This window comes from Roseomonas sp. TF40 (assembly GCF_057219975.1).
Map to the genome: position 1 here is coordinate 586,464 of NZ_JBXVVR010000002.1, position 24,210 is coordinate 610,673.

Below are 24,210 nucleotides of genomic sequence, written 5' to 3' on the forward strand. Positions count from 1 at the left end.
CTCCGCCCAAAGGGGGAGAGGGCAGGAAGAGGGAGGAGCCGCAGATAAGGAAAGCATTTCAGGTGGTTAAGCGCCCCCCTCACCCAACCCTCTCCCCCCGGAAAGGGGGGGAGAGGGCTTTCCGGCACCGATCCTCGGGGTGTCCTGCTATTCCGCCGCTTCGCGGGCGCCGGCGACCCGGGCGCGCGTGCGCAGCGTCACGAACTCCTCCGCCGCCGTCGGGTGGATGCCGATGGTGCGGTCGAAATCCTGCTTGGTCGCGCCCATCACCACGGCAATGCCGATGCCCTGCATGATCTCGGCCGCATCCTCGCCGAGCATGTGGGCGCCGAGGATCTTCTGCGTCGCCTGGCAGACGACGAGCTTCATCAACGTCTTGCGCCCGGCCCGGCCGCTGATCGTGTGGCGCATCGGCGTGAAACGGGTGACGTAGATGTCCGCCGGGCCGCGCTTCGCCGCCTCGGCCTCACTCAGCCCGACCGTGCCGATGGGCGGCGAGGTGAAGATGGCGGTGGGCACGTTCTCATAGCTCGCGCGGCGCGGATTCTTCCCAAAGAGGGTATCGGCCAGCGCATGGCCCGTGGCTGTCGCCATGGGGGTGAGGTTCACGCGGTCGATCACATCGCCCAGCGCGTAGATGTGCGGCACGCTGCTGCGGTGGTCGTCATCGACGATCACGGCGCCGTGCTTCGTGGTCGCCACGCCCGCCTTCTCCAGCCCCAGGCCCTTGGTGTTGGGCGTGCGGCCGGTGCAGAAGAACACCGCATCCGTCTCGCGCATGAAGTTGTTGGAGAGTGCGACCATCAGATGGTCCTGCATCTTCGTGATGCGCAGCGGCGTCACATCCGGCGTCAGCGTGATGCCCTGCGCCGTCATGGCTTCCACCAGCGCGGTGCGGATATCCTCGTCGAAGCCGCGCAGCGGCAGGGAGGCGCGGTAGAGCACCTCCACCTCCGCCCCCAGCCCGCGCAGCAGGCAGGCGAATTCGAGCGCGATGTAGCCCCCGCCGATCACGATCACGCGCTTGGGCAGCGCGTTGAGCGTGAACAGGTCGTCCGAGATCAGGCCAAGTTCCGCGCCCGGAATGTCCAGCCGTTCCGCCCTGCCGCCGGTGGCGATGAGGATGCGCTCGGCGGTCACGCGCTGACCGCCGACATCGAGCGTATGCGCGTCGAGGAAGGTGGCGCGCGCATCGAAGCTCGTCACGCCCGCGCCGCCGAGCAGCCGGCCATAGATGCCCGACAGCCGCGCCACTTCCTTGTCGCGCGCGGCCGCCAGTTTGGCCCAGTCATGGCCGTGGTTCTCGAGCGACCAGCCGAAGGCCGCCGCATCCCCCGCCCACATCCCGTATTCGGCCGCATTGACCATGATCTTCTTCGGCACGCAGCCGACATTCACGCAGGTGCCGCCCCAGAAGCGTTCCTCGGCGACACCCACGCGCGCGCCATGCCCGGCCGAGATCCGCGCGGCGCGCACGCCGCCCGAACCGCCGCCGATGACGAAGAGATCATAGTCGTAGGTCATGCTCAGGCTCCGAGGCCACCAAGGGCGAGGTACTTCACCTCGAGATAATCCTCGATGCCGTATTTGCTGCCCTCGCGCCCGAGCCCGCTTTCCTTCACGCCGCCGAAGGGCGCGACCTCGGTGGAGATGATGCCTTCGTTGATGCCGATGATGCCGCTCTCCAGCGCCTCCGCCACGCGGAAGATGCGGCCCACGTCGCGGGCGTAGAAATAGGCGGCGAGGCCGAATTCGGAATCATTCGCCAGCGCGATCGCCTCCGCCTCGGTCTTGAAGCGGAACAGGGGTGCCACGGGGCCGAAGGTCTCCTCGCGGAAGACCAGCGCGTCATGCGGCACGTTGGTCAGGATGGTCGGCTCGAAGAAGGTGCCGCCATTCCCGTGGCGCTTGCCCCCCGTGAGCACGGCGGCACCCTTCGCCGTGGCGTCGGCGATGTGTTCCTCGACCTTCGCCACCGCATCGGCGTTGATCAGCGGGCCCTGGGTGACGCCCGGCTCCATGCCATTGCCGACCTTCAAGGCCTCGACAGCGACCTTCAGCTTCGCCGCGAAGGCGCCATAGACGCCGTCCTGCACCAGGATGCGGTTGGCGCAGACGCAGGTCTGGCCGGTGTTGCGATACTTGCTCGCCATCGCGCCCTGCACGGCGGCGTCGAGATCGGCATCGTCAAAGACGATGAAGGGCGCGTTGCCGCCCAGCTCCATCGAGGTCTTCTTGATCGTCTGCGCGCATTGCGCGAGCAGCTTCTTCCCCACCTCGGTCGAGCCCGTGAAGCTGAACTTCCGGATGATCGGATTGCCGGTGAGTTCCGCGCCCATGCCGCCCGAGGGGCCGGTGACGATGTTGCACACGCCGGGCGGCATGCCCGCGCGCTCGGCCAGCACGGCAATCGCCAGCGCGCTGAACGGCGTCTGCGAGGCCGGGCGGATCACGCCGGTGCAGCCCGCCGCCCAGCCCGGTCCGGCCTTGCGCGTGATCATCGCACTCGGAAAATTCCAGGGCGTGATGGCGGCGAAGACGCCGATCGGCTCCTTCATCACCAGGATGCGCCGGCCCTTCGCATTCTGCGGGATGGTGTCGCCATAGATGCGCTTGCCTTCCTCGGCGAACCACTCGATGAAGCTTGCCGCATAGGCGATCTCGCCCTTCGATTCCGCCAGCGGCTTGCCCTGCTCGGCCGTCATGATCGCGGCCAGGTCATCGGTGTTCGCCAGCATCAATTCATAGAGCTTGCGCAGGATCGCGCTGCGCTCCTTCGCCAGCATGGCGCGCCAGGCCGGGAAGGCGGCCTGCGCGGCCTCGATGGCGCGGCGCGTCTCGGCGGCGCCCATGGCCGGCACATGGCCGATCACCTCGCCCGTGGCGGGGTTGCGAACCGCCAGCGTGGCGCCGGAATCGGCCTGCACCCAGGCGCCGCCGATGCAATTGGCCTGGCGGAACAGCTCCGGATCCTTGAGCGGCAGTTTTGCGAGCGTGTCGAGCATGGCGGTGTTCCTTGTCCCTGCGCGTAAGATAGGGCGGCACGCCGGCGATTGCACAGGGCCGGGCCGCGGCCTATCCGAAGGCCATGACCCGCATCGCCCTTTTCGACCTCGACGGCACGCTGATCGACAGCGCGCCGGACCTCCGCGCCGCGCTGAACCGGCTGATGGCGGCGGAGGGCCTGGCCCCCTTCGGCCTGCCCGAGGTAGTGGGCTTCATCGGCGATGGCGCCCGCGTGCTGGTCGAGCGCGCCTTGGCCGCGCGCGGCCGCGCCTTCGCGCCGGCGCTGCTCGACCGCTTCCTGGCCGACTACACCGCCCACGCGGCCATCGAGACCTACGCCTATCCCGGCATCCCCGCCCTGCTCGAAACCCTGGAAGAAGAGGGCTGGCGGCTGGCCGTCTGCACCAACAAGCCCGAGGCCGCGGCGCGGGAGGTGCTGGGCGCGCTCGGCCTCACGCGGCACCTCGCGGCGATCGGCGGCGGCGATTCCTTCCCCACCCGCAAGCCCGACCCGGCGCATCTGCTGGCGACGCTCGCCGCCGCCGGCGGCAGCCCGGCGCAGGCCATCATGATCGGCGACCATCACAACGACATGGCGGCCGCGCGCGGCGCCGGGGTCCGGGCGATCTTCGTGACCTGGGGCTATGGCCCGGCTGCCATGGCGGCCGGCGCACCGCTCGCGGCCGATACGGCCGAACTGCTCGCCCTATTGCGGGCGGGCTGAGACCGGGGTGGCGAGCGGCGCCACCGGCTCGACGCGCAGCAGCACGGCGGTGGCGGTGCCGACCCAGCGATTCACCGTCTCGACCCGCACCGGGATGGGCGGCGCGCCGGGATAGGGGCTGGCGATCCAGACCGAGCCGATCTGCGGCGCCGCCGCGCGCTCCCGCGGCACGTCGCGGCGGAAGCCGGCGATGACGCGGCCTTCGAAGCGGCAGCGCAGCGCCTCCCCGTGCCACGCACCACGCCAGGGCGCGACACGCTCCGGCCCCTGGGTGGTGGCGGCATAGGTGGCGCGGCGGCGGCCATCGAAGACCGCGACCTCGCCCTCGCAGCGCCCGGTCTGCTGCACGGCGCGGGAGAGCACGGCCAGCGCCGAGAGCGAATCCATCGTGCCGCGCTGCAATTCGGGCGGCACGGGCTCATGCTCCGCGAGGTCGGCGGGCAGCAATTCGAGGGCGCGGGGATCGGTGCCTTCCCAGCCCAGCACGGTGCGCCGCGCCGTGCCGCGCCACACGCCTTCGGAGCGATAGGCGCCGGGCTGGGCGCGCAGCCCATCCCAGGCGCCGCTGACGCGCGTGGCCTGCTCGCCCGGCGCGAAGGCGGCAACGATGCCGCGGGTGCGCAACGCGGTGGCGAGGCGATAGCCACCGGGCGTGACCTCGATCTCGGCCTCGACCTGCAGCACGGTCATGCCGGCGGCATAGACCTCATAGGTCGCGCGCAGGGGCTGCGCCGCTACGGGAGCGGCGGCCAGCAGCGCCATGGCGAGCATGGACTGGGCGAGCGGGGTCGGGCGCATGGCTGAGGATATCGTCCCTGATGGTGCATCTGCCAAGGCCGGCCCGCTTGACACAAACCGCCCCGGCGCCCTATCCACCGGCCCCCGGGATGGGCGCGTAGCTCAGCGGTAGAGCATCGCCTTCACACGGCGGGGGTCACAGGTTCAATCCCTGTCGCGCCCACCATCCCGGTTTTTCAGAGCCCTCAAGCGCCGGGCGCGGCCATCCGGCCGCTTGGCTCGCCGCACTGGCGGCGGGCCGCATTCGCGGCCTCGGCCGGCTTCGCCGTCCGCCTTTCCATGATCACACGCAAACGCCGGCAGCCTTTCGGCCACCGGCGCTGTTCCGTTGCGCGGCGTCAGCTCAGTTGGAGCTGGCGGGCCCGCGACCCTGGCCCTGGCCCGGACCCTGGCCCGCACCGGGGCCACGGCCCTCGCCGGGGCCGCCACGGCCGTGATGGCCACGCCCGGGGCGCACCTCTTCCCGCGTCAGGGCGCCATCGGCATTGGCGTCACGGGCGCGGAACATCGCCTCGGCGAAGGGGCGCAGCTCCTCGAAGGTGACGCGGCCGTCGCTGTTCACGTCCATGGCGCGGAACATCGTCTGGCCGCGCTGCTCGGCGCGCTCGCGCATCTCGGCCGGGGGGGTACGGCCGCCCATGCGGGACTGGGCATAGGCCCGCATCTCCTCGAGGGTCACGCCGCCATCGCGGTTCGCATCCACCTCGGCGAAGCGCGCCTGGAGCCAGGTGGTGCCTTCCTCGCGGGTCACGCGGCCATCATTGTTGGCGTCGGCGCGGGCGAAGGCCTCGCCCATCGCGAAGCCACCGCCGCGGCCGCCGTGATGGCCGCCCTGATAGCCGCCCTGAGGCCCACCCTGGGCCATCGCCGTGCCGGCGGCGGCCACCGCCACCAGCGCGGCACCTGCGAACAGCGCCATCTTCGTCCTGGTCATGGGAAACTCTCCGTGTGAGGGCCAGCGGGGTGCCGGCCATGACAGGAAGATGCGCGCCGAATGCAACAGGCGCGTGTCCATGGCTGTGTCAGGCTGTGTGGAATGGTAACAGCCCGCGTTACCTGCCGGCTCACCGCCCGGGGACGGACCCCTCGCCCAGGTCCCACCACAGCCCGGCGAAGGCGGCGATGCCCTCCCGCGCCGCGGCGATCAGCAGGTGCTCGTCCGGCCCATGCTGCTTGCAGCCATTGTAGCTGTGCGGCACCCAGACCAGCGGCACGCCCAGGTGATCGACGAAGACATCGCCCGGCAGCCCGCCCGAGCTGTTCGGGATCACCTGCACGCGCTTGCCCAGGCTGCGCTCCATCGACTCCTGCGCCCAGCGCACCCAGGGGTGGTCCGGCGCGGTGCGGCTGGCGGGCATGCGGATGCCGGCATTCTCGATCCGCACCTCCGAGAGCCCATGCACGTCCAGATGCCGGCGCAGCGCGGGTTCGAAGACCGCCGGGTCGGTATCGACCGTGTAGCGGATCTGGCAATGCGCCACCGCATCGGGCGCGACGGCGTTCACCGGGTTCTCGGGCCGGCCGGAGAGCATGGCCAGCACGATGAAGCTGTTCCAGCCATAGATCTTCTCCGCCGGGCTGAGCGTGGGCTCGCCCCAGCCGGGATCGATCGTGGCCGCGCCATCGCCGCCGCCCACGGGGCAGCCGGCCAGCACGCCCTTCACCGCGGCCGGCACGCCGCCCCGCGGCAGCCAGTCCCGCACCAGGATCTTGCCCTCGCGGTCCATGATGGTGCTGATCGCATGCGCCAGCACCACCGCCGGGTCGGTGGTCAACCCGCCCCAATGGCCGGAATGCACGCCCCCCGGGCGCAGCCGCACCGCGAGCGTGAAATGGAAGGTGCCGCGCGTGCCGGTGGCGATGGTCGGCACCTCGGGCTCCACCCGCGGCCCGTCGGAGGCGATCAGCGCATCGGCGGCGAGCAGCGTGGCGTTGGCGGCCACGAATTCCCGCAAGCCGCGGGAGCCGCGCTCTTCCGCCGTCTCGACCACCAGCTTGATGTTGGCGCCAAGCTGCCCGCCGCGCTCGGCGAGCACGGCCTCGAGGGCGGCGATGTTCAGCGCGTGCTGGCCCTTGTTGTCCGCGGTGCCGCGGCCATACCAGCGGCCATCCTCGGTCGTCACCTGCCAGGGGGCGAGGCCCGCGCGCCACTGATCCTCGAGCCCGCGCACCGTGTCGCCATGGCCGTAGAGCAGGACGGTCGGCAGGGCAGGGTCCTCGATGCGCAGCGCGGTCAGGATCGGGCCGAAGCCGGGCAGCGGATTGGCGTGCCGCGTCACCGCGAAGCCGAGGCGCGTCAGCCAGGGCTCGAGCCCTTCGGCGAGGTAGCGTTCCAGCGCCGGCGCGGCCGCTTCCTCCTGCGAGGTGGAGGGGATGGCGACGAGGCTCTTCAGCCGCGCAAGGAAGGCGCCGCTGTCGAAATCGGCCAGGGCGCGGGCGATGGCCCCATCGCGAGTCGCGTTTTGCACTGCACGTCTCTGTTATTTACACATTCTTAAGATGCGCCAAGACGCAACGCGGGTCCACCCCACTTTTCAGCGTGTCGAGGCCGGTGCGCTGGTACCCCCGCCCGAGCCCGGCAGCGCCCCGCCCAGCAGCGCCGCTGCGGCCAGCGGCAGCAGCGCGCCCATGGCAGGGGCGAGCGGCACGGCGCCCGGCCCAGCCGCGGGGGCCAGCGGTGCGGCGGCGAGGGGCGCGGCAGCAAGTGGCGCCGGGGGAGGGGGGGGCGCGAGGGGCGGCGTGGGGGGCGGCGGCACCACCTGCCCGCGCGGGGCGATGGCCACCACGCTGTCGCCCGGCACCACCAGGCTGCGCAGCGGTTGCGCCGCCGCAAGGCCGGGCAGGAGCAGGCAGGCCAGCAGGAAGCACGGGGCGCGAAGCGGCATGCGCGGGAGCCTAGCGCTTTCGCCGCGCGAAACTCAACCTTCGGTTGGGGGCAGCAGCTGCCGCGCGACGATCACGCGCATGATCTCGTTCGTGCCCTCCAGGATGCGGTGGACGCGCAGGTCGCGGACGATCTTCTCGATCCCGTAATCGGCCAGGTAGCCATAGCCGCCGAGCAGTTGCAGCGCCTCATCCGCCACGCGGAAGCCCGTATCGGTGGCGAAGCGCTTGGCCATGGCGCAGAAGGCGGTGGCGTCCGGCGCCCCGGTGTCGAGCTTGCCCGCCGCCCGCCAGAGCAGCGTGCGCGCGGCCTCCAGCTCGGTCGCCATGTCGGCCAGGCGGAACTGCGTCGCCTGGAACTTCTCGATCGCCTGCCCGAAGGCGCGCCGTTCGCGCACATAGGCCAGCGCGATGTCCAGCGCGCGCTGCGCGCCGCCGAGCGAGCAGGCGCCGATATTGAGCCGCCCGCCATCCAGCCCGCTCATCGCGAAGCGGAAGCCCTGCCCTTCCTGCCCGAGCAGCGCCGCCGCCGGCACGCGCGCGCCGGAAAAGATCACCTGCCGCGTCGGCTGCGCGTTCCAGCCCATCTTCTTCTCATTGGCGCCGAAGCTCAGCCCCGGCGTCTCCTTCGGGATCAGCAGCGCGGACACGCCCTTCGGCCCCGGCCCGCCGGTGCGCACCATGGTGAGGTAGAGGTCCGAGACACCCGCGCCCGAGATGAACTGCTTCGTCCCGTCCAGCACATAGCCCGCATTGTCGCGCAGCGCGCGCGTGGCGAGTGCGGCCGCGTCGCTGCCCGCGCCGGGCTCGGTCAGCGCGTAGCTCGCGATCTTCTCCATGGTGATCAGCGGCGGCAGCCAGGTGGCGCGCTGCGCCTCGTCGCCATAGCGGTCGATCATCCAGGCGACCATGTTGTGGATGGAAAGGAAGGCCGAGATGGTCGGGCAACCCATGGCCAGGGCCTCGAACACCACCGCCGCGTCGAGGCGCGAGAGCCCCGCGCCGCCCGACTCCTCGCGCACATAGAGCGCGGCCATGCCGAGCCCCGCGGCCTCGCGCATCACATCCACCGGAAAATGCCGCTCCTCGTCCCAGCGCTGTGCCTGGGGGGCGAGGCGCTCGCGCGCGAAGGCGAGGGCGACGTCGCGCAATTCGCGTGTGGTTTCGGGCAGGTCGAAGGACATGGCGATCCCTTCCGGGGATTGGACCGATCGTGCGCTACACGGGATCGAGCGCATGGGCGCGCAGATGGTCCAGCGTGGTGACCTCCAGCGCTGCCGCATGGGTCGCCTCCAGCAGCACGGGGGGGCATGTCCCGCCAGCCGAGCTTCCTCCCACCGCGCCGCGCAGAGGCACCAGCGATCGCCGGGCTTGAGTCCCGCGAAGCCATATTCGGGCCGCGGCGTCGACAGGTCATTGCCCCGCGCCTTGCTGAAGCTCAGGAAGCGCGCCGTGACCTCGGCGCAAACCACGTGCAGGCCGCGATCCTGCGGCCCGGTGTTGCAGCACCCATCGCGAAAGAAGCCCGTCAGCGGCGCGACCGAGCAGGGCAGCAGCGCGCCGCCCAGCACGTTGAGCGCCGGTGGCCGTTCCGGCCGCTGGTCCCGCGGTTCGCTCTCGCCATAGGGCATCGGGCACTCCTTACTGCACGACCTGCCCCGCAGGGGCCGATCGCAGGGCAGGATGCCATGGCCTGCATCGGGCTGGAATGCCGCCCCGGCGCCCGCCCCGCAGCCCGGAAGGCTACTTCCGGAAGCCCGGCCCGAAGCCCTCCTGCTGCGGCGGCCAGGGATAGGGCGGCGCGGGCGGGACATGCGGCGTATAGGCCTGCGGCACGCTGCCCCAGGAATAGGGGGGTGGGGCGACATAGGCCGGCGGCGGGCCGTAATAGACGGGCGGCGGCGCGTAATAGGCGGGTGGCGCGTAGTAGACCGGCGGCGGCGCATAATAGGCGCGCGGCGCGAGCGCGCTGCCGATCGCCACCCCCGCCCCGAGCCCGATGATGGCCCCCAGCGCCGGCGCGCCGGCATAGCCATAGCCGTAATAGCCGCGCCCGCGCCATTCGGCCTGGGCCGAAGGGGCGGCGAGGGTGCCGGCCGCCAGCGCGGCGGCGAAGACCAGCGATGTCACGCGCATGGGTCACCTCATTCCATGGACGCAGCAGGCGCCGCGATTGCGACGGCATGATGGCAGGCACGCTTGCCTTCCGCGCCCTTATGCCGTTCCTGTGGCCGCACATGAAAGTCCGTTTCGCCCCCTCCCCCACCGGCCTGCTGCATGTCGGCAATGCCCGGATCGCCATCGCCAATTGGTGCCTCGCGCGCCGCCAGGGCGGGCATTTCCTGCTGCGCCTCGACGATACCGATACCGAGCGCGGCAAGCCCGAATACGCCCAGGCCATCGAGGAAGACCTGCGCTGGCTCGGCCTGGACTGGGACAGCTTCGCCCGCCAGTCCGACCGGCTCGCCCGCTACGCCCTGGCCGCCGAGAAGCTGAAGGCCGCCGGGCGCCTCTACCCCTGCCTCGAGACGCCGGAGGAGCTCGCCTACAAGCGCGAGCAGCGCGAACGCGCCGGCAAGCCGCCGATCTATGACCGCGCCGCGCTGAAGATGACGGCCGAGCAGCTCGAACGCGCCATCGCCAACGGCAAGACGCCGCATTGGCGCTTCAAGCTGAACGGCGTGAGCGTGGCCTGGCAGGATGGCGTGCTCGGCCAGCGGACGGTGAAGCTGCCGAGCCTGTCGGACCCGGTGCTGATCCGCGCCGATGGCAGCTTCCTCTACACCTTCACCTCGGTGGTCGATGACCTCGAGATGGGCATCACCGACGTGATCCGCGGCGAGGACCATGTCACCAACACCGGCATCCAGCTCGACATCTTTGCCGCGCTCGGCGGCAACCCCGGGAAGATCCGCTTCGCGCACCTGCCGCTGCTGACGGACGCCGATGGCGGGCCGCTCTCCAAGCGCCTGGGCGGCATGGGGCTGCGGCAGCTGCGGCGCGACGGGGTGGAGCCGGCCGCACTCGCCGGCTACCTCGCGGCGCTGGGCACCTCGGGCGATCCGGTGGCGGGCATGCCGGCCGAACTCGCGCGCGACTACGACCTCGGCCGCGTCTCCCACTCGGCGGCGCGCTTCGACACGAAGCAGATGCTCGGGCTGAACCGGCGCTACCTGCACGGCCTGCCCTTCGCCGCGGTGCGGGAGAGGCTGCCGGAGGGCGCGGGGGAGGATTTCTGGCTCGCGGTGCGCGGCAACCTCGATCTCTTCCGCGAAACGCGGGACTGGTGGAATGTCGTTGCCGGCGATATCGTCCCGCTGGGCGATCCGGCCGACGCCGATCTGTTGCGCCTGGCGATCGAGACCGCCCCCGAGGGGATCTGGAATGAGGCCACCTGGCCGGCCTGGACAGCGCGCGTGGCAGAGGGCAGCGGCCGCAAGGGCAAGCTGTTGTACCTGCCCTTGCGCCGTGCGCTGACCGGCGAGGATCACGGCCCGGACCTCAAGACCTTCCTTCCCCTTATCGGCCGCGACAAGGCGTTGAAGCGCCTGCGCCAGGCCTTGGCTGGTTGAACCCCATGGAATTGCAGCTCCACAACAGCGCGACGCGCCGCAAGGAGCGGTTCGAGCCGCTCGATCCGACCCATGTGCGGATGTATGTCTGCGGCCCGACGGTCTATGACCTCGCGCATCTGGGCAATGCGCGCCCCGTCGTCGTCTTCGACGTGCTCGCGCGGCTGCTGCGGCGGCTCTATCCGCGCGTGACCTATGCGCGCAACATCACCGATGTCGAGGACAAGATCATCGACCGCGCGCGCGAGAGCGGCGTGGGGATCGACACCCTCACCGCGCGCACTACCGCCGACTACCACCGCGACATGGCGGCGCTCGGCAACATGCCGCCCGATGTCGAGCCCCGCGCGACCGGCACCATCCCCGAGATGATCGCGCTGATCGAGCGCCTGATCGCCAATGGCCACGCCTATGCGGCCGAGGGCCATGTGCTCTTCGCCGTCAGCAGCTTCGCAAGTTACGGCGCGCTGTCGGGCCGCAGCCCGGATGAGCTGCTGGCCGGCGCGCGCGTCGAGGTCGCGCCCTACAAGCGCGATGCCGGCGACTTCGTGCTGTGGAAGCCCTCCACGCAAGAGCAGCCCGGCTGGGACAGCCCCTGGGGCCGCGGCCGGCCGGGCTGGCATATCGAGTGCTCCGCCATGTCGTGGAAGCATCTCGGCCCGGATTTCGACATCCATGGCGGTGGCGCGGACCTCATGTTCCCGCATCATGAGAACGAGGTCGCGCAGAGTGTCTGCGCCTTCCCCGGCAGCCATTTCGCGCGCTTCTGGATGCACAACGGCATGCTGCTCGTGGATGGCGAGAAGATGTCGAAGTCGCTCGGCAATTTCCGCACCGTGCAGGATATCCTCACGCATGGCCCCTGGGCCGGCGAGGCGTTTCGGCTGCTGCTGCTGAAGACCCAGTATCGGATGCCGCTGGACTACACGCTGGACGGGCTGAGCGAGGCACGGCGGGAACTGGATCGTTTCTACCGCGCCCTCGCCAAGATGGCCGATGTCGCCGCGACCGACGGCGCCACCCCCCACGCCATCGAGGCCCCGCCCTTCGAGGAAGCGCTGGCGGATGACCTCAACACGCCGCTCGCGCTCGCCACGCTGCATCACCTGGTCTCTGCGGCGAATACGGCGCTGGAGGCGGGCGATGACGCGGCGCTGCCGGCGCTGAAGGGCCGCATCCTGGCCTGCGCCGCGCTGCTCGGCCTGCTCGGCCAGGCGCCGGAGGCCTGGTTCCGCGGCGATGTCGATGACGCCGCCGCGATCGAGGCCGCCATCGCCGCGCGCCTCGCCGCGCGCAAGGCCAAGGATTGGGCGGAGGCGGATCGCATCCGCAAGGACCTCGCCGCCCAGGGCATCCTGCTCGAGGACGGGCCACAGGGGACGACGTGGCGGCGGGCCTGAGGCGTCCGATGACCGAAGGGCACTTGGCCCGAAGGTCTGTATCGGCCGCCCCGATCCTGTCTTGCGTTCCCTCGGGGGGAAGGTTGGACCAAGGGCGGACCACCCATACGGAGGATTCGCCATGACCCGCCTTGCCCTCGCTGCCCTCCTCTTCGCCTTCGCCACGCCGGCGATGGCCCAGCATGCCGGCCATGGCGCGCCGCGCGCCTCGGCCAATGAGCCCGCGAGCACGCGCGAATTCCGCGAGGCGAATGCGCGCATGCATCGCGACATGGACATCCGCTACAGCGGCAATGCGGATCGCGACTTCGCCGCCGGCATGATCCCGCACCACCAGGGCGCGATCGACATGGCCCGCATCCAGCTGCGCTACGGCACATCGCCCGAGATGCGCAAGCTGGCGGAAGAGATCATCGCCGCGCAGGAGCGCGAGATCGCGCAGCTCCGCGCCTTCCTCGCTTCCCCCGCGGCCCGACCGCCGGCGCGATGACGGGCGGGCGCGGGGAAGGGGGCGCGCGCCTCACGCCGCCGCCGGGCGAGAGCCCGATCGTGGTGCTGGTGCGCCCGCAGATGGCGCAGAACATCGGCACCACGGCGCGGGCCATGGCGAATGGCGGGCTGTTCCACCTGCGCATCGTCGCCCCGCGCGATGGCTGGCCGCAGCCCCATGCCTATGCCTCGGCCTCCGGCGCCGATGCGATCCTCGACGCCGCGACCTGCCATCCGGATGTCGCCTCCGCCATCGCCGATTGCCACCGCGTGCTCGGCACCTGCCCGCGCCCGCGCCATGTGATCATTCCCGTGCTGGATGCCCGCGCCGCCGCCGCCGAGCTGCGCGCCATCAATGCGCGCGCCCTGCGCTGCGCCGTGCTGTTCGGGCCCGAGCGCGCGGGGCTCGAGGCCGATGACCTCGCGCATTGCGACACGCTGGTGCGCTACCCGCTCAACCCGCAGCACAATTCGCTGAACCTGGCGCAGGCGGTGATGATCCTCGCCTATGAGTGGTGGATGCAGGCCGAGACCACGCCGCCGCGCGACTTCCAGACCAATGAGACGCATATCGCCACCAAGGGCGAGCTGGAGAATTTCCTCACGCGGCTCATCGACGAGCTGGATGCCTCGGGCTTCCTGCACAATGCGCCCAAGCGCCCGGGCATGGTGCGCAACCTCCGCCACTGGTTCGAACGCGGCGAGGTGACGGCGCAGGAGTTGCGCACGCTGCATGGCGTGGTCACGGAACTCTCCCGCGGCCGCATGCGGCGCGGACGCTTCGAGGACAAGCCCACGCCCTGGGAGACCGACTCATGAACCATCCTGACGGCACGCCGATTCCGCCCCTGCCCGATTTGCGCTTCACCGAGGTGGACGCCGCGCGGCTTGGCCTCGAAGGCCCGCGGATCAGCTACATGGAAGCGGGCAGCGGACCCGAGACGATCCTGTGCCTGCACGGCATCGGCGCGAACAGCACGGGCTGGCGCTTCTCCCTCGCCGCGCTGTCGCGCCACGCCCGTGTCATCGCCTGGAACGCGCCGGGCTATTTCCTCAGCGACAATTTCGCCGCCGAAGCGCCGGACGCCGCGGATTATGCCGATGTCGCCGTCGCGCTGCTCGATGCGCTGGGCGTGGCGGGCCCGGTGTATCTCGCCGGCTCCTCCTTCGGCTCGATGACCGGCGCCTGCCTTGCCGCGCGGCATCCGGGGCGGGTGAAGAAACTCGCGCTGATGGGCACCTCGCGCGGGCAGCGCTGGAAGGGCGATGAAGGGCGCGCGCAGATGCTCGCCATGCGCGCGGCCTCCGTCGCCGAAGGCGGCGTGGCGCTGGCGCGCACGCGCTCGGCCAAGCTCATTTCGCCGAAGGCCCCGCCGGAGGTGCTGGCGATGGTCCAGGCCGTGGTCGCCGCGACCAATCCACGCGGGCTGATGCAGGCCGCGCGCTGCACCGACAAGGCCGATGTCATCATCGATTTCGCGCCGCACATCACCTGCCCGACCCTCGCCATCACCGGCACGGACGACCAGGTGAACCCGCCCGAGACGGTCGGCCGCCTGATCGCCGCCGCCATCCCGGGCGCGCGTTTCGAAAGCCCCGCCGGCATCGGCCACCTGCCCGAGCTTGAAGCGCCCGCGCAAACATCGGAGCTTCTCCGCGCCTTCTTCTTCGGAGCCTGACCATGCGCCTGCCCCGCCGCAGCCTGCTCGCCGCCGCCCTTGCCGCGCCGGCCATCGTCCCCGGCCTCGCCCGGGCGCAGGACTCCTTCCCCAGCCGTCAGGTCCGCATCATCGTGCCCTTCCCGCCCGGCGGCGGGTTGGATGCGCTGGCGCGCGGCCTGGCGGATCGGCTGCAGGTGACCTGGCGCCAGCCGGTGGTGGTGGACAACCGCCCGGGTGGGTCCACCGTGCCGGGCACGGACATTGTGGCCAAGGCGCCGCCCGATGGGCACACGCTGCTGATCACGGCGGACAACTCCATCACCTCCAACCCGCACCTGATCCGCAATTTGCCGCATGACCCGATGCGCGACCTCGCGCCCATCTCGCTGCTGGTCGATGTGCACCAGATGGTCCTGGTGCACCCCGCGGTCGGCGCGCAGACCATGCAGCAACTGGTCGAGGCCGCGCGCGCCGCGCCGGGGCGCTTCAACTTCGGCAGCTACGGCACGGCCAGCCAGCCGCACCTCGCCTTCGGCGCCTTGATGGCGAAAGAGCGGATCGAGATGGTGCATGTGCCCTATCGCGGCCTGACGCCGGCGGTCCTCGCCACGCTCTCGGGCGAGGTGCAGATGACGCTGGCCGGCATCGCCTCGGGCGCGGAGCATATCCGCGCGGGCCGGCTGCGCGCGCTGGCGGTCGGCAAGCCGACGCGCTTCGAGGCCCTGCCCGAGGTGCCCACCCTGATCGAGTCCGGCTTCGGCGAGATCGACCCCCGCACCTGGTTCGGCGCCTTCGCCCCCGGCGGCACGCCGCCCGCGCTGGTCGCGCGGCTGCATCGCGACATCACCGCGGCGATGGAAGACCCGCTGGTGCGCGAGCGCTTCCTCATCCCCTCGGGCTACACCGTTCACAATGCGACGCCCGAGGCCACTTCCGCCTTCCTGCGCGACGACCTTGCCTACAAGGCGCGGCTCATCGCCGCCGCGGGCATTCGGCCGGACTAGGGTCCAAACCCAATCAGACCCGAGGTGCATGGCTGAGGACAGTGTGGCAGGCCGCCAGGAAGGATGCGCAGCCGATGCTGGCGGCATCGGCAAGCAGCCTGACGCCGCGGATGCCGCGCGGGGCCGGCCAGGCGCCCGGTGGATGATCGGGTTTGGACCCTAGAGCAATATGCGTTCTGATGAACGCAGCTCGTGCTCAAGAACCGGATCGCGCTACGCCGCCGGCAGCCGCACGATGAAGCGCGCGCCGATGACCTTGCCCTCGGCGTCGCGCCGGTTCTCGGCGCTGATGCGCCCGCGCAGGCCCTCGACGATCTGACGCGAGATCGACAGGCCGAGGCCGGAATGCTGGCCGAAACGCTCGCCGCTCGGCCGTTCGCTGTAGAAGCGATCGAAGATGCTCTCGAGCTTCCCGTCCGGGATCCCCGGTCCCTCATCCTCCACCACGAACTCCACCATCTGGCCCGTGGGGCGCGCGCGCAGAGTCACATGCCCGCCCTCGGGGCTGAAGGAGATCGCGTTGCCGAGCAGGTTGCGGAAGACCTGCACGAGGCGCCCCTCCACGCCGCGCACGATCAGCCCCTCATGCGGGGCCTCGATCTCCACCACCGGGTCGCGCTCGTCACGCGTCGCGGCGTGGAGTTCGCCCAGCGCCGAGAGGATCGGCGCGACATCCACCGGCTGCGCGACGGTGCGGGAAAGCTCGGCATCGACGCGCGACGAGTCCGCGATGTCGTTGATCAGCCGGTCCATCCGCACCGCGTCGTCGGAAATGATCGCCAGCAGCCGGCGCTGCTTCAGCGGGTCCTCGATGCGACGCAGCGTCTCGATGGCGCTGCGTACCGAGGTCAAGGGGTTGCGCAGCTCATGCGCCACATCGGCGGCGAAGCGCTCATTCGCGTCGATCCGCGCCCAGAGTGCCCGCGCCGCCGCCTGGAGATCGCGCGCCAGCACGCCGATCTCATCCTTGCGGGCGAGCAGCGCGGGCTGCACCGAGCCACCACGCCCCTCACCCTCACGCATCGCGGCGGCGGATTGCGCGAGTTGCAGGATCGGCGTCGCGAGCGTGCGCGCGAGGTAGAGCGAGAGCAGCACCGTCAGCAGCAGTGCCACGCCGAAGAGCACCAGCACCGAGACGCGGATCTCGAGCAGCCTGGCATCCACCTCCCGGCTCTCGCGCGTCAGCAGCACGATGCCGACCGAGGCCGCGCCGCGCCGCGCGGGTTCCGCCACCGAGATCAGCAGCCGCCCCTCGGCGGTGCGACGGATATAGGGCCGCACACCGCCCTCCAGGGCCAGGCGCAGCTCCTGCTGCCGGTCCGAATTGGTCTGCCCCGTCGCCGTGCCGCCGAATTCCGGCTGCCAGTCGAAGGAGGGCGCGTCGGGGTTCACATCCACCGTCACACCACCCGGCCCCTGGCGCGGCAGGAGCGCGATCAGCCGCTCATAGAGCCCGCCCACCGTGCCGGCGAGGGCGCCGGGCGGCTGGGGCGGGGGCAGGGGCTCGGTGACGATGGCCCCGCCCGGGCCTTCCCGGACGCGGCTGTCGGCGATCAGCAGGCCGGTATTGTCGAACAGCTTCGCCTGGGTGTTGGGCGAGGGCTCGACCAGGCGGCGCAGCAGGGGGCGCGCGGCCTCGGGCACCAGGATGATGCGGTCATCGCGCGGGCGCGCGGCGGTCTCGGCGATGGCGCCGGCATAGATGCGCGCCTGGGTGCGCAGGCTCTCCACCTCGGCGGCGAGCAGCCCGTTCTGGTACTGGTCGAGATAGAGCAGGGCTGCGGCGAGCAACGCCGGCGGCAGGGCATTGAGCAGCAGGATCCGGCGCAGCAGCGGCGAGAGCCAGCGCCGCGGCGGCGCCTCGATCTTCACGGGCTTGGGCGGCGGGCCGCCGGCATCCGGCATGGGTGAATCCAGAACGGGTTTTCCCGAGTCTATCCGGATTGCGGGCGGGTTGCACCGGTCGCGGCGCCCTCAGGCCTCCTTGTAGCGATAGCCCAGCCCGTAGAGCGTCTCGATCATCGAGAATTCCGGGTCCACCTGGCGGAACTTCTTGCGCACGCGCTTCACATGGCTGTCGATGGTGCGGTCATCGACATAGATGTTCTCGCCATAGGCGCCGTCGATCAGCTGGTCGCGGTTCTTCACCATGCCCGGCCGCACGGCCAGCGCCTTCACCAGCAGGAATTCCGTGACGGTGAGCTGCACCTGCGCGCCCTTCCACAGGCAGGTGTGCTTGGTCTCGTCCAGCACGAGGTCGCCGCGCGAGAGGATGCCCCCCGCCGGCGTGCCGCTGCCCTCGGCGCGCCCGGCCTCGTTGCGGCGCAGCAGCGCGCGGATGCGCTCCAGCAGCAGGCGCTGGCTGAAGGGCTTGGTGATGTAGTCATCCGCGCCGAGGCGCAGGCCCATCAGCTCATCGAGTTCGTCATCCTTGCTGGTCAGGAAGATCACCGGCATGGCGGTGCGCTGGCGCAGGCGCTGCAGCAGCTCCATGCCATCCATGCGCGGCATCTTGATGTCGAGCACGGCGAGGTCGGCGGGGCGCGCGAGCAGGCCCTGAAGCGCGCTCTCGCCATCGGTGAAGGTGCGCACGGTGAAGCCTTCCTGCTCCAGGGTCATGGAGACGCTGGTCAGGATGTTGCGGTCGTCATCCACCAAAGCGATGGTGTGCGGCACGGTGAGGGGCTCCTTCGGGGCGATGCTGTGCCCATATGGGCATCATGCCGGCCAATTGTGGCGTCCGGCATTTATGCCGGCAAATTGTGGCAAAGCCGGGTCACGAGGTGGGAGATCATGGCAGTCGCACCGGAAACAAGCCCCGCCGCCCTGGCCTTCGAGGCCCGCGCCCTGGTCCGCGCCGCCACCGCCGCCACCCTGGCCACCTCCGCCGAGGGCCAGCCCTTCGCCAGCCTGGTCACGCCCGCCACGGCGCCCGATCTCTCCGTGCTGCTGCTGCTCTCCAGCCTGTCCGAGCACACCCGCCACCTGCGCAGCGAGCCGCGCTGCGCGCTGCTCTTCACCGGCACGCCCAGCTCCGCCAACCCGCAGACCGCCCCGCGCGTGACGCTGACGGGCCTGGCCGAGCCGGTGCCGGCGCCGGAGGCCGCCACGCTCAAGCCGCGCTGGCTGGCGCGCCACCCTTATGCCGCGCTGTATGCGGATTTCGGCGATTTCGCGCTGTGGCGCATCCGCCCCCAGGCTGCGCTGCTGGTCGGCGGCTTCGCCCGCGCCACGCGGCTCAAGCTGGCCGATCTGCTGCCGGACCATGCTGCCCTGGCGGCGGCCGAGGCCGAGATCCTGGGCCATGTGAACGCCGACCACGCCGATGCGGTGGAAGCGATCGCCGTGGGCCTGCATGGCGCGGCGCCGGGCCCTTGGCGGCTGGCGGCGCTCGATTCCGATGGCTGCGACCTGGCGCTGGAAGAGGCGGTGCTGCGCCACCCCTGGCCCGCCCCGGTCACCGAGCCCGATGGCGTGCGCGCCGCGCTGATCAAGGCCGCGCGGGCGGGGCGAACAGCGCTCGCAACAAAATAACCGGTTGGTTCCCACCCCGGCCCGATTGATTGGGACAGCTTACCCGCCCTAATTACGCCCTGCCTGGGCGCCATAGGGGGCTGAGGCACAAGGTAGCGCCGGCCATGCCTGGGCCGGACGTGCCCCATCGGAGGTTGGCCCATGACGTCCCAGGAAAACGCCCTCGCGGGTACCGGTGTCGCCGGTTCCGTGCCCGTACACGCGAATCTCACGGCGGCCGGGCTCTACGCCCATGCACTGCGCCGTGGCGAAGGGCGGCTCTCGGCGGATGGCGCCTTCATGGCGGTGACCGGCCAGCACACCGGCCGCTCGGTGCAGGACAAGTTCGTGGTGGACGACCCGGCCGTTCATGACGCGATCTGGTGGGGCCGCATCAACCAGCCGATGGCGCCCGAGAAGTTCGCCGGCTTCGCTGGCAAGGTCCGCGCCTGGCTCGGCACCCGCCCCGAGCTGTTCACGCAGGACCTCTACGCCGGCGCTGATCCCGCCCACCGCATCAAGGTGCGGCTGGTGACCACCAATGCCTGGCACGCGCTGTTCGCGCGCAACATGTTCATCCGCCCGCCGCGCGCGGAACTCGCCGGCTTCAAGCCCGACTACGTGATCCTGCACGCCCCGGAATATGAGGCCGACCCGGCCGCCGATGGCTGCCGCACCTCGACCTGCATCGCGCTGAGCTTTGCCGCCCGCGTGATCTGCATCGCCGGCACCAGCTATGCGGGCGAGATCAAGAAGTCGATCTTCACCGTGATGAACTGGCTGCTGCCCGATCGCGGCGTGCTGCCGATGCATTGCTCGGCCAATCTCGGCAAGGGTGGCGACACGGCGCTGTTCTTCGGCCTGTCGGGCACCGGCAAGACCACGCTCAGCTCCGACCCCGAGCGCAGCCTGATCGGCGATGATGAGCATGGCTGGAGCGAGACCGGCGTCTTCAACTTCGAGGGCGGCTGCTACGCCAAGGTCATCAAGCTGAGCCAGGAGGCCGAGCCGCAGATCTGGGACGCCTCGCACCGTTTCGGCACCGTGCTGGAGAACGTGGTGGCGGACGAGCTCGGCAATCTCGACCTCGACGACAACCGCATGACCGAGAACACCCGCAGCTGCTACCCGATCGAGTTCATCCCGAACACGGTCCCGGGCGGGCGCGCGGGCAAGCCGAAGAATGTGGTGATGCTGACCGCCGACGCCTTCGGCGTGCTGCCGCCGATCGCCAAGCTCTCGGCCGCGCAGGCGATGTACCACTTCATGTCCGGCTACACCGCGCGCGTGGCCGGCACCGAGAAGGGCCTGGGCAAGGAGCCGCAGGCGACCTTCAGCACCTGCTTCGGCGCGCCCTTCCTGCCCCGCCATCCCGAGGTCTATGGCCGGATGCTGGCCGAGCGCATCGCCGAGGACGGCGCCGATGTGTGGCTGGTGAACACCGGCTGGACGGGTGGGGCCTATGGCACCGGCAAGCGCATGAGCATCCAGCACACCCGCGCCCTGCTGCGCGCCGCGCTCGACGGCTCCCTGGCGAAGGTCGAGTTCACGCGTGATCCCTTCTTCGGCCTGATGATCCCCACCGCCGTGCCGGGCATCCCGGCCAGCGTGCTGAACCCGCGCGAGTCCTGGGCGGACAAGGCCGCCTATGACAAGCAGGCGGCGCAGCTTGTCGGGCTGTTCGAGAAGAATTTCGCGAGCTTCGCCGATGCTGTTGGCGACGACGTGAAGGCCGTGGCGATCCGCGCCGCGGCCTGATCGCCGATCGCCGGCCGCGTCGCGCGTGATCGTTCGGCGCGGAGGTCCGCGCCGGGCCTTCACATGATCTGCCCGTTCCAGACCGGGAAGTTGCCGGCGGCGACGGGCAGGCCGGCGCGGCGCCAGACGGCGCGCCAGGCGACCTGCTCGAAATTCATGCCCATATGCACGAGCGAACCGGCGGCGGTGACTTCCATCTCCGCCACCTGTTCGCGCAGCCCGGCCGGCAATTGCCGCAGCGCATGGGCGACGAGTTCATGGCGCGGCACGCCATGGATCGGCTGGGTGTCGACCGGCAGCATGGCGCCGGCGGAGAAATCGAAGGGCATGGCCTGCTCCAGCGGTGACGGGAGCCCGCCTTGATGCGGGTGGGGCGAAGGGCGCCCCGGAACGGCCCTCCTGGCCTGTGGGCGTATCCTGGCGCCGGATTGGTTTCCCGTCCGTGAATCCGCCGCTATCCTCTGCCGATGGACACCACCCCACCCCCCGCCGCGCATGACCTCGGCGGCGCCGCGCGCTTTCGCTGCACGCCGGTCGATCCCGAGGATGACGCGCCGCCCGATGCCTTCGGCCAGCGCGTGGATGCGCTGCGGCAATTGCTCGCGCAGCGCGGGCTGATGACGGTGGATGAGCTGCGCCGCGCCATCGAGGCGCTGCCCGAGGCCGAATACCACGCCATGACCTATTACGAGCGCTGGCTGCGGGCGATGTGCGCGCTGATGCAGGAGAAGGGCGTGGTGCTACCGGAAGACCTCACGAAATAGGCCGCGGCACCCGGAAGGGCAGCATCGCGTACATGGTCGGCGAGCGGAATCGATCCAGCGACAGGCTCTCATGCACCGCCGTCGCCTCCTGCCCCAGCAGATGGGTGCGGATCTCCGAACGCGAGTAGAAGGGCGCATCAACCAGCGTGCGCACCACGCGCGCCTTCGCCCCCTCGGCCCGGGTCGGGCGCGCGATGCGCCAGAGGGTCTTGGGCAGTTGCACCGGCGGGGGCGGCTCGAAATCCGTCACCGACCCATCGGCGCCGACCCGCAGCGCCAGGGATTGCGCGGTGCCGTCGCGGCGCTGCGCGTTGTAGAGGATGGCGGTGGCGTCGGGCATCGGCGCGCGGCACCAATCCCAGCCGATGAAATCCTGCTCGAGCGGTGCGGCGCCCCAATTCGTGTCGAAATAGGCGGGCCCCGACCAGCGCAGGCCGGGCTGCTCGAAGCTCACCTCGACGCGCGAGCGCGCGGCGATGGGATGCCAATGGTGGCGGCCATCGGAATCGAGCTGGAAGGCGCGGGTCGAGAGCGCATCGGGCCGCAGCACCACCGTGCCGCGCAGGCGGGACGGCCAGGGCGCGGTCATCTCCTCGATCTGCACGGTGAGCTTCTCGCCATCCCAGTGCAGGCTGCTCGGGCCGATGCGCAGCGAATTGGCATCGCGCGAGAGGGCATCGCGCCGCCGGTCGGTCATCGCCCAGCGCTTGGGCTGGCCATAGAGTGCCACGTTGAGGCAGCAATGATTGTGCGGGTCGCCGCCGCCATTGCGCCGCGCCAGCGCATACCAGGGCGAGAAGACGGTGCCGATGAAGGCGATGAGGGTCAGGCCGTGCTTGCCGTCCTCGCTCAGCGCGTCGATGTACCACCATGAATAGCCGCGCGGCGCCACCGCGCGGTGGAATTCCCAGCCCCTCAACATCATCCTCCCGAAATCTCAGCCGCGGCGAGCCTGCCCGAAAGCGCGGCCATCGCCACCCCCGCCCCGGGATGCGTCCCGCCGCCCGCGAGGTAAAGCCCGGCCAGCTTCGTGCGGGAAGACGGGCGCGAGAAGGTCGCCTGCCAGCCCTGCACCGCCTGGCCATAGAGCGCGCCCCCGGTGCCGGGGAACATCGCCTCGAACTCGGCCGGCCCGATGCGCTGCCGTGCCCCCGGCGTGATGCCGAGCCGCGCGAGGCGCGCCAGGACCTGCGCCTCGATGGCGGCGAGCGCCGCCGCATCGGGCTGGCCGGCATCGCCGCGCGCCGGGGCGTGGATCATGGCCAGCAGCCGCTCCGGCCCCGGCGGCGGCGGTGCCCCGATGCGGTCGGGCGCGAGCAGGGTGATGGAAGGATCCGCCGGCAGCCGCCCGCGATAGGCGAGCGCCCCGTATTCCCCCATCGGATCGGCACCGTGCAGCACCGTCTCGGCCGGCAGGTCGGGGGCCGCGACCTCGGCCTCCATGGCCCAGAGCAGGGCGGAGAAGGAGCGCTTCATCACCGGCACGGCCTCCACCGCCCGCGCCGCCGCCGGGCCGAGCCGCCCGGCGGCCAGCGCGGCCGGGTCGGCATTGGCCACCACCGAATCGCAGGCCAGGATCTCACCCGACGCCAGGCGCAGCCCGCTGACGCGCCCGCCGGCCGCGAGGATCTCCGCCACCCGCGCGCCGAGCCGCAGCTCCACCCCCGCGGCGCGCGCGAGATCGGCCAGGGCGAAGGCGAGGCACGACATGCCGCCCTCCACCCACCAGCTGCCCTGGTGTTCCACATCGGCCACCAGCATCAGCGTCGCCGGCGCCTGCATGGGCGAGCTGCCGACATAGCCGGCGCTGCGCGCGAAAAGCTGGCGCAGGCGTGGGTCGCGGAAATGCTCGCCCAGCGCGTCCCACAGCGTGGTGAAGGGCCCGGTGGCGAGCAGCCGCCCCACCCCCGCCTGGCTGGCGAGGCCGAGCGCACTCGGCCGGGCGCGCCGCAGCAGCGTCTCCTCCAGCGTGGTGAAGGCGGCACGCGCGCGGGCGCGGAAGGCGCGGTAGCCGCGTGCCTCGGCGGCGCCGGCGAAGTGCCCGATGGCCTCGGCCGCCGGCGCCTCCGCCATCGGCAGATCGAGCCGGCTGCCATCGGCGAAGAGATGCCGCACCGGGGTGTCGCGCGGGGTGAGGGTGAGGAAATCCTCCAGAAGCTGCCCGCCCTCCGCGAAGATCTGCGCGAAGACGGGGCGGAGCGTGAGCGCGGCGGGGCCGATCTCGATGGTGCGCGCACCCAGCGGGATGCGGCGCAGCTTGCCGCCTGGTGCGCCCTGCGCCTCGCACAGCACCACCCGGTGCCCGCGTCGCGCCAGGAGGATGGCCGCCACCAGCCCGCCAATCCCCCCGCCGATGACGCCGACCCTCTGCTCCTGACCCCGCATGGGCGGGGAGTAGGGGGGGTGTGGTCTGGTCGCGTCAAGCGCGCCGGGCGCGCGCGGTGTGGCGATGGCGGGCAGGACGGCCCGCGGCACGGCCAGGGGCGAAAAAACGCCGGATTCGCTGGCCCTCGCCGCATTGACGCCTTGTTCGTGGCACCGAATATTAACGTTCCGACTGTCGATATGTGGACCGTGCCGCTGTCGATCCCACCGCCATGACGGAGCAGACCGCCGTGACGAAAATGGGCCCCGCCCG

General features: G+C 71.1%; 24 protein-coding genes, 1 tRNA gene and 1 pseudogene. 11 read left to right on the top strand and 15 right to left on the bottom strand.

Features of this window, described 5'->3' with window-relative positions:
• Positions 1–147 precede the first annotated feature (147 nt).
• Positions 148–1,524, bottom strand: coding sequence for a glutathione-disulfide reductase (gene gorA / locus AC2D9U_RS08830; RefSeq protein WP_484748106.1), 1,377 nt, complete (start codon positions 1,522–1,524; stop codon positions 148–150).
• A gap of 2 nt (positions 1,525–1,526) precedes the next feature.
• A complete protein-coding gene (locus AC2D9U_RS08835; RefSeq protein WP_484748107.1) occupies positions 1,527–3,005 on the bottom strand; it encodes an NAD-dependent succinate-semialdehyde dehydrogenase in 1,479 nt (492 codons plus the stop codon).
• A gap of 83 nt (positions 3,006–3,088) precedes the next feature.
• Between AC2D9U_RS08835 and gph the strand changes: the two genes are divergently transcribed.
• Positions 3,089–3,730, top strand: coding sequence for a phosphoglycolate phosphatase (gph, locus tag AC2D9U_RS08840; protein ID WP_484748108.1), 642 nt, complete (start codon positions 3,089–3,091; stop codon positions 3,728–3,730).
• Here gph and AC2D9U_RS08845 read toward each other — a convergent pair.
• Positions 3,713–4,528 carry a DUF3108 domain-containing protein gene (locus tag AC2D9U_RS08845; protein WP_484748109.1) on the bottom strand — a complete coding sequence of 272 codons (816 nt, stop codon included), beginning with the start codon at positions 4,526–4,528 and terminating at the stop codon, positions 3,713–3,715. The two genes, gph and AC2D9U_RS08845, sit on opposite strands and share 18 nt — an antisense overlap.
• Before the next feature lie 91 nt (positions 4,529–4,619).
• On the opposite strand from AC2D9U_RS08845, the gene AC2D9U_RS08850 reads away from it, so the two are divergent.
• Positions 4,620–4,694 (top strand) — tRNA-Val (locus AC2D9U_RS08850).
• Between the two features lie 177 nt (positions 4,695–4,871).
• Here the strand turns inward: AC2D9U_RS08850 and AC2D9U_RS08855 are convergent.
• The 7 genes and pseudogenes from AC2D9U_RS08855 to AC2D9U_RS08885 form a co-directional block, all read right to left on the bottom strand.
• Complete coding sequence (locus tag AC2D9U_RS08855; RefSeq protein ID WP_484748110.1) at positions 4,872–5,462, bottom strand: EF-hand domain-containing protein; 591 nt, start codon at positions 5,460–5,462, stop codon at positions 4,872–4,874.
• 130 nt (positions 5,463–5,592) lie between these two features.
• Positions 5,593–6,996 (bottom strand): M20/M25/M40 family metallo-hydrolase, encoded by a 1,404-nt coding sequence (locus tag AC2D9U_RS08860; RefSeq protein ID WP_484748111.1) that lies wholly within the window; start codon positions 6,994–6,996, stop codon positions 5,593–5,595.
• A 66-nt stretch (positions 6,997–7,062) separates the two neighbouring features.
• Positions 7,063–7,413, bottom strand: a complete 351-nt coding sequence (locus tag AC2D9U_RS08865) for a hypothetical protein (RefSeq protein ID WP_484748112.1) — start codon at positions 7,411–7,413, stop codon at positions 7,063–7,065.
• A 33-nt stretch (positions 7,414–7,446) separates the two neighbouring features.
• Complete coding sequence (locus tag AC2D9U_RS08870; RefSeq protein WP_484748374.1) at positions 7,447–8,595, bottom strand: acyl-CoA dehydrogenase family protein; 1,149 nt, start codon at positions 8,593–8,595, stop codon at positions 7,447–7,449.
• Between the two features lie 34 nt (positions 8,596–8,629).
• A complete protein-coding gene (locus tag AC2D9U_RS08875; RefSeq protein ID WP_484748382.1) occupies positions 8,630–8,767 on the bottom strand; it encodes a hypothetical protein in 138 nt (45 codons plus the stop codon).
• 2 nt (positions 8,768–8,769) lie between these two features.
• Positions 8,770–9,225: pseudogene (locus tag AC2D9U_RS08880) on the bottom strand (DUF2237 family protein); the annotation flags it as partial.
• Complete coding sequence (locus AC2D9U_RS08885; RefSeq protein ID WP_484748113.1) at positions 9,155–9,547, bottom strand: hypothetical protein; 393 nt, start codon at positions 9,545–9,547, stop codon at positions 9,155–9,157. The pseudogene AC2D9U_RS08880 and the gene AC2D9U_RS08885, both read right to left, overlap by 71 nt.
• 101 nt (positions 9,548–9,648) lie before the next feature.
• Between AC2D9U_RS08885 and gltX the strand changes: the two genes are divergently transcribed.
• The 6 genes from gltX (at position 9,649) to AC2D9U_RS08915 (ending at position 15,537) form a co-directional block, all read left to right on the top strand.
• Complete coding sequence (gene gltX / locus AC2D9U_RS08890; protein WP_484748114.1) at positions 9,649–10,983, top strand: glutamate--tRNA ligase; 1,335 nt, start codon at positions 9,649–9,651, stop codon at positions 10,981–10,983.
• A 5-nt stretch (positions 10,984–10,988) separates the two neighbouring features.
• On the top strand, positions 10,989–12,383 hold the full coding sequence (gene cysS / locus AC2D9U_RS08895; RefSeq protein ID WP_484748115.1) for a cysteine--tRNA ligase: 1,395 nt from the start codon (positions 10,989–10,991) through the stop codon (positions 12,381–12,383).
• Positions 12,384–12,504: 121 nt separating this feature from the next.
• Complete coding sequence (copM, locus tag AC2D9U_RS08900; protein ID WP_484748116.1) at positions 12,505–12,873, top strand: CopM family metallochaperone; 369 nt, start codon at positions 12,505–12,507, stop codon at positions 12,871–12,873.
• On the top strand, positions 12,870–13,691 hold the full coding sequence (locus AC2D9U_RS08905; RefSeq protein ID WP_484748117.1) for an RNA methyltransferase: 822 nt from the start codon (positions 12,870–12,872) through the stop codon (positions 13,689–13,691). The genes copM and AC2D9U_RS08905 overlap by 4 nt, the downstream gene beginning before the upstream one ends.
• Positions 13,688–14,551: an alpha/beta fold hydrolase gene (locus AC2D9U_RS08910; RefSeq protein ID WP_484748118.1), complete on the top strand. Its 864-nt coding sequence runs from the start codon at positions 13,688–13,690 to the stop codon at positions 14,549–14,551. Before AC2D9U_RS08905 ends, AC2D9U_RS08910 begins: the two co-directional genes overlap by 4 nt.
• Before the next feature lie 2 nt (positions 14,552–14,553).
• Complete coding sequence (locus tag AC2D9U_RS08915; RefSeq protein ID WP_484748119.1) at positions 14,554–15,537, top strand: Bug family tripartite tricarboxylate transporter substrate binding protein; 984 nt, start codon at positions 14,554–14,556, stop codon at positions 15,535–15,537.
• Positions 15,538–15,750: 213 nt separating this feature from the next.
• Here the strand turns inward: AC2D9U_RS08915 and AC2D9U_RS08920 are convergent, their stop codons facing one another.
• Both AC2D9U_RS08920 and AC2D9U_RS08925 read right to left on the bottom strand, forming a co-directional pair.
• The gene (locus tag AC2D9U_RS08920; protein WP_484748120.1) at positions 15,751–17,442 is read right to left on the bottom strand and encodes a stimulus-sensing domain-containing protein; all 1,692 of its coding nucleotides are present in this window, start codon (positions 17,440–17,442) and stop codon (positions 15,751–15,753) included.
• A 69-nt stretch (positions 17,443–17,511) separates the two neighbouring features.
• Entirely contained in the window at positions 17,512–18,213 is a 702-nt protein-coding gene (locus tag AC2D9U_RS08925) for a response regulator transcription factor (RefSeq protein WP_484748121.1), read from the bottom strand.
• A gap of 117 nt (positions 18,214–18,330) precedes the next feature.
• Here AC2D9U_RS08925 and AC2D9U_RS08930 point away from each other — a divergent pair, with 117 nt between their 5' ends.
• Positions 18,331–19,071, top strand: a complete 741-nt coding sequence (locus AC2D9U_RS08930) for a HugZ family pyridoxamine 5'-phosphate oxidase (protein ID WP_484748122.1) — start codon at positions 18,331–18,333, stop codon at positions 19,069–19,071.
• 141 nt (positions 19,072–19,212) lie between these two features.
• Positions 19,213–20,808, top strand: a complete 1,596-nt coding sequence (locus tag AC2D9U_RS08935; protein WP_484748123.1) for a phosphoenolpyruvate carboxykinase — start codon at positions 19,213–19,215, stop codon at positions 20,806–20,808.
• A gap of 59 nt (positions 20,809–20,867) precedes the next feature.
• Here the strand turns inward: AC2D9U_RS08935 and AC2D9U_RS08940 are convergent, their stop codons facing one another.
• On the bottom strand, positions 20,868–21,137 hold the full coding sequence (locus tag AC2D9U_RS08940; RefSeq protein WP_484748124.1) for a hypothetical protein: 270 nt from the start codon (positions 21,135–21,137) through the stop codon (positions 20,868–20,870).
• A gap of 138 nt (positions 21,138–21,275) precedes the next feature.
• Between AC2D9U_RS08940 and AC2D9U_RS08945 the strand changes: the two genes are divergently transcribed.
• Positions 21,276–21,572 (top strand): nitrile hydratase, encoded by a 297-nt coding sequence (locus AC2D9U_RS08945; RefSeq protein WP_484748125.1) that lies wholly within the window; start codon positions 21,276–21,278, stop codon positions 21,570–21,572.
• On the opposite strand, the gene AC2D9U_RS08950 is transcribed toward AC2D9U_RS08945, so the two are convergent.
• Together AC2D9U_RS08950 and AC2D9U_RS08955 are read right to left on the bottom strand one after the other, a co-directional pair.
• Positions 21,562–22,494 carry a carotenoid 1,2-hydratase gene (locus AC2D9U_RS08950; RefSeq protein WP_484748126.1) on the bottom strand — a complete coding sequence of 311 codons (933 nt, stop codon included), beginning with the start codon at positions 22,492–22,494 and terminating at the stop codon, positions 21,562–21,564. The genes AC2D9U_RS08945 and AC2D9U_RS08950 overlap by 11 nt on opposite strands.
• A complete protein-coding gene (locus AC2D9U_RS08955) occupies positions 22,494–23,957 on the bottom strand; it encodes a phytoene desaturase family protein (RefSeq protein ID WP_484748127.1) in 1,464 nt (487 codons plus the stop codon). Before AC2D9U_RS08955 ends, AC2D9U_RS08950 begins: the two co-directional genes overlap by 1 nt.
• Between the last annotated feature and the right edge of the window lie 253 nt (positions 23,958–24,210).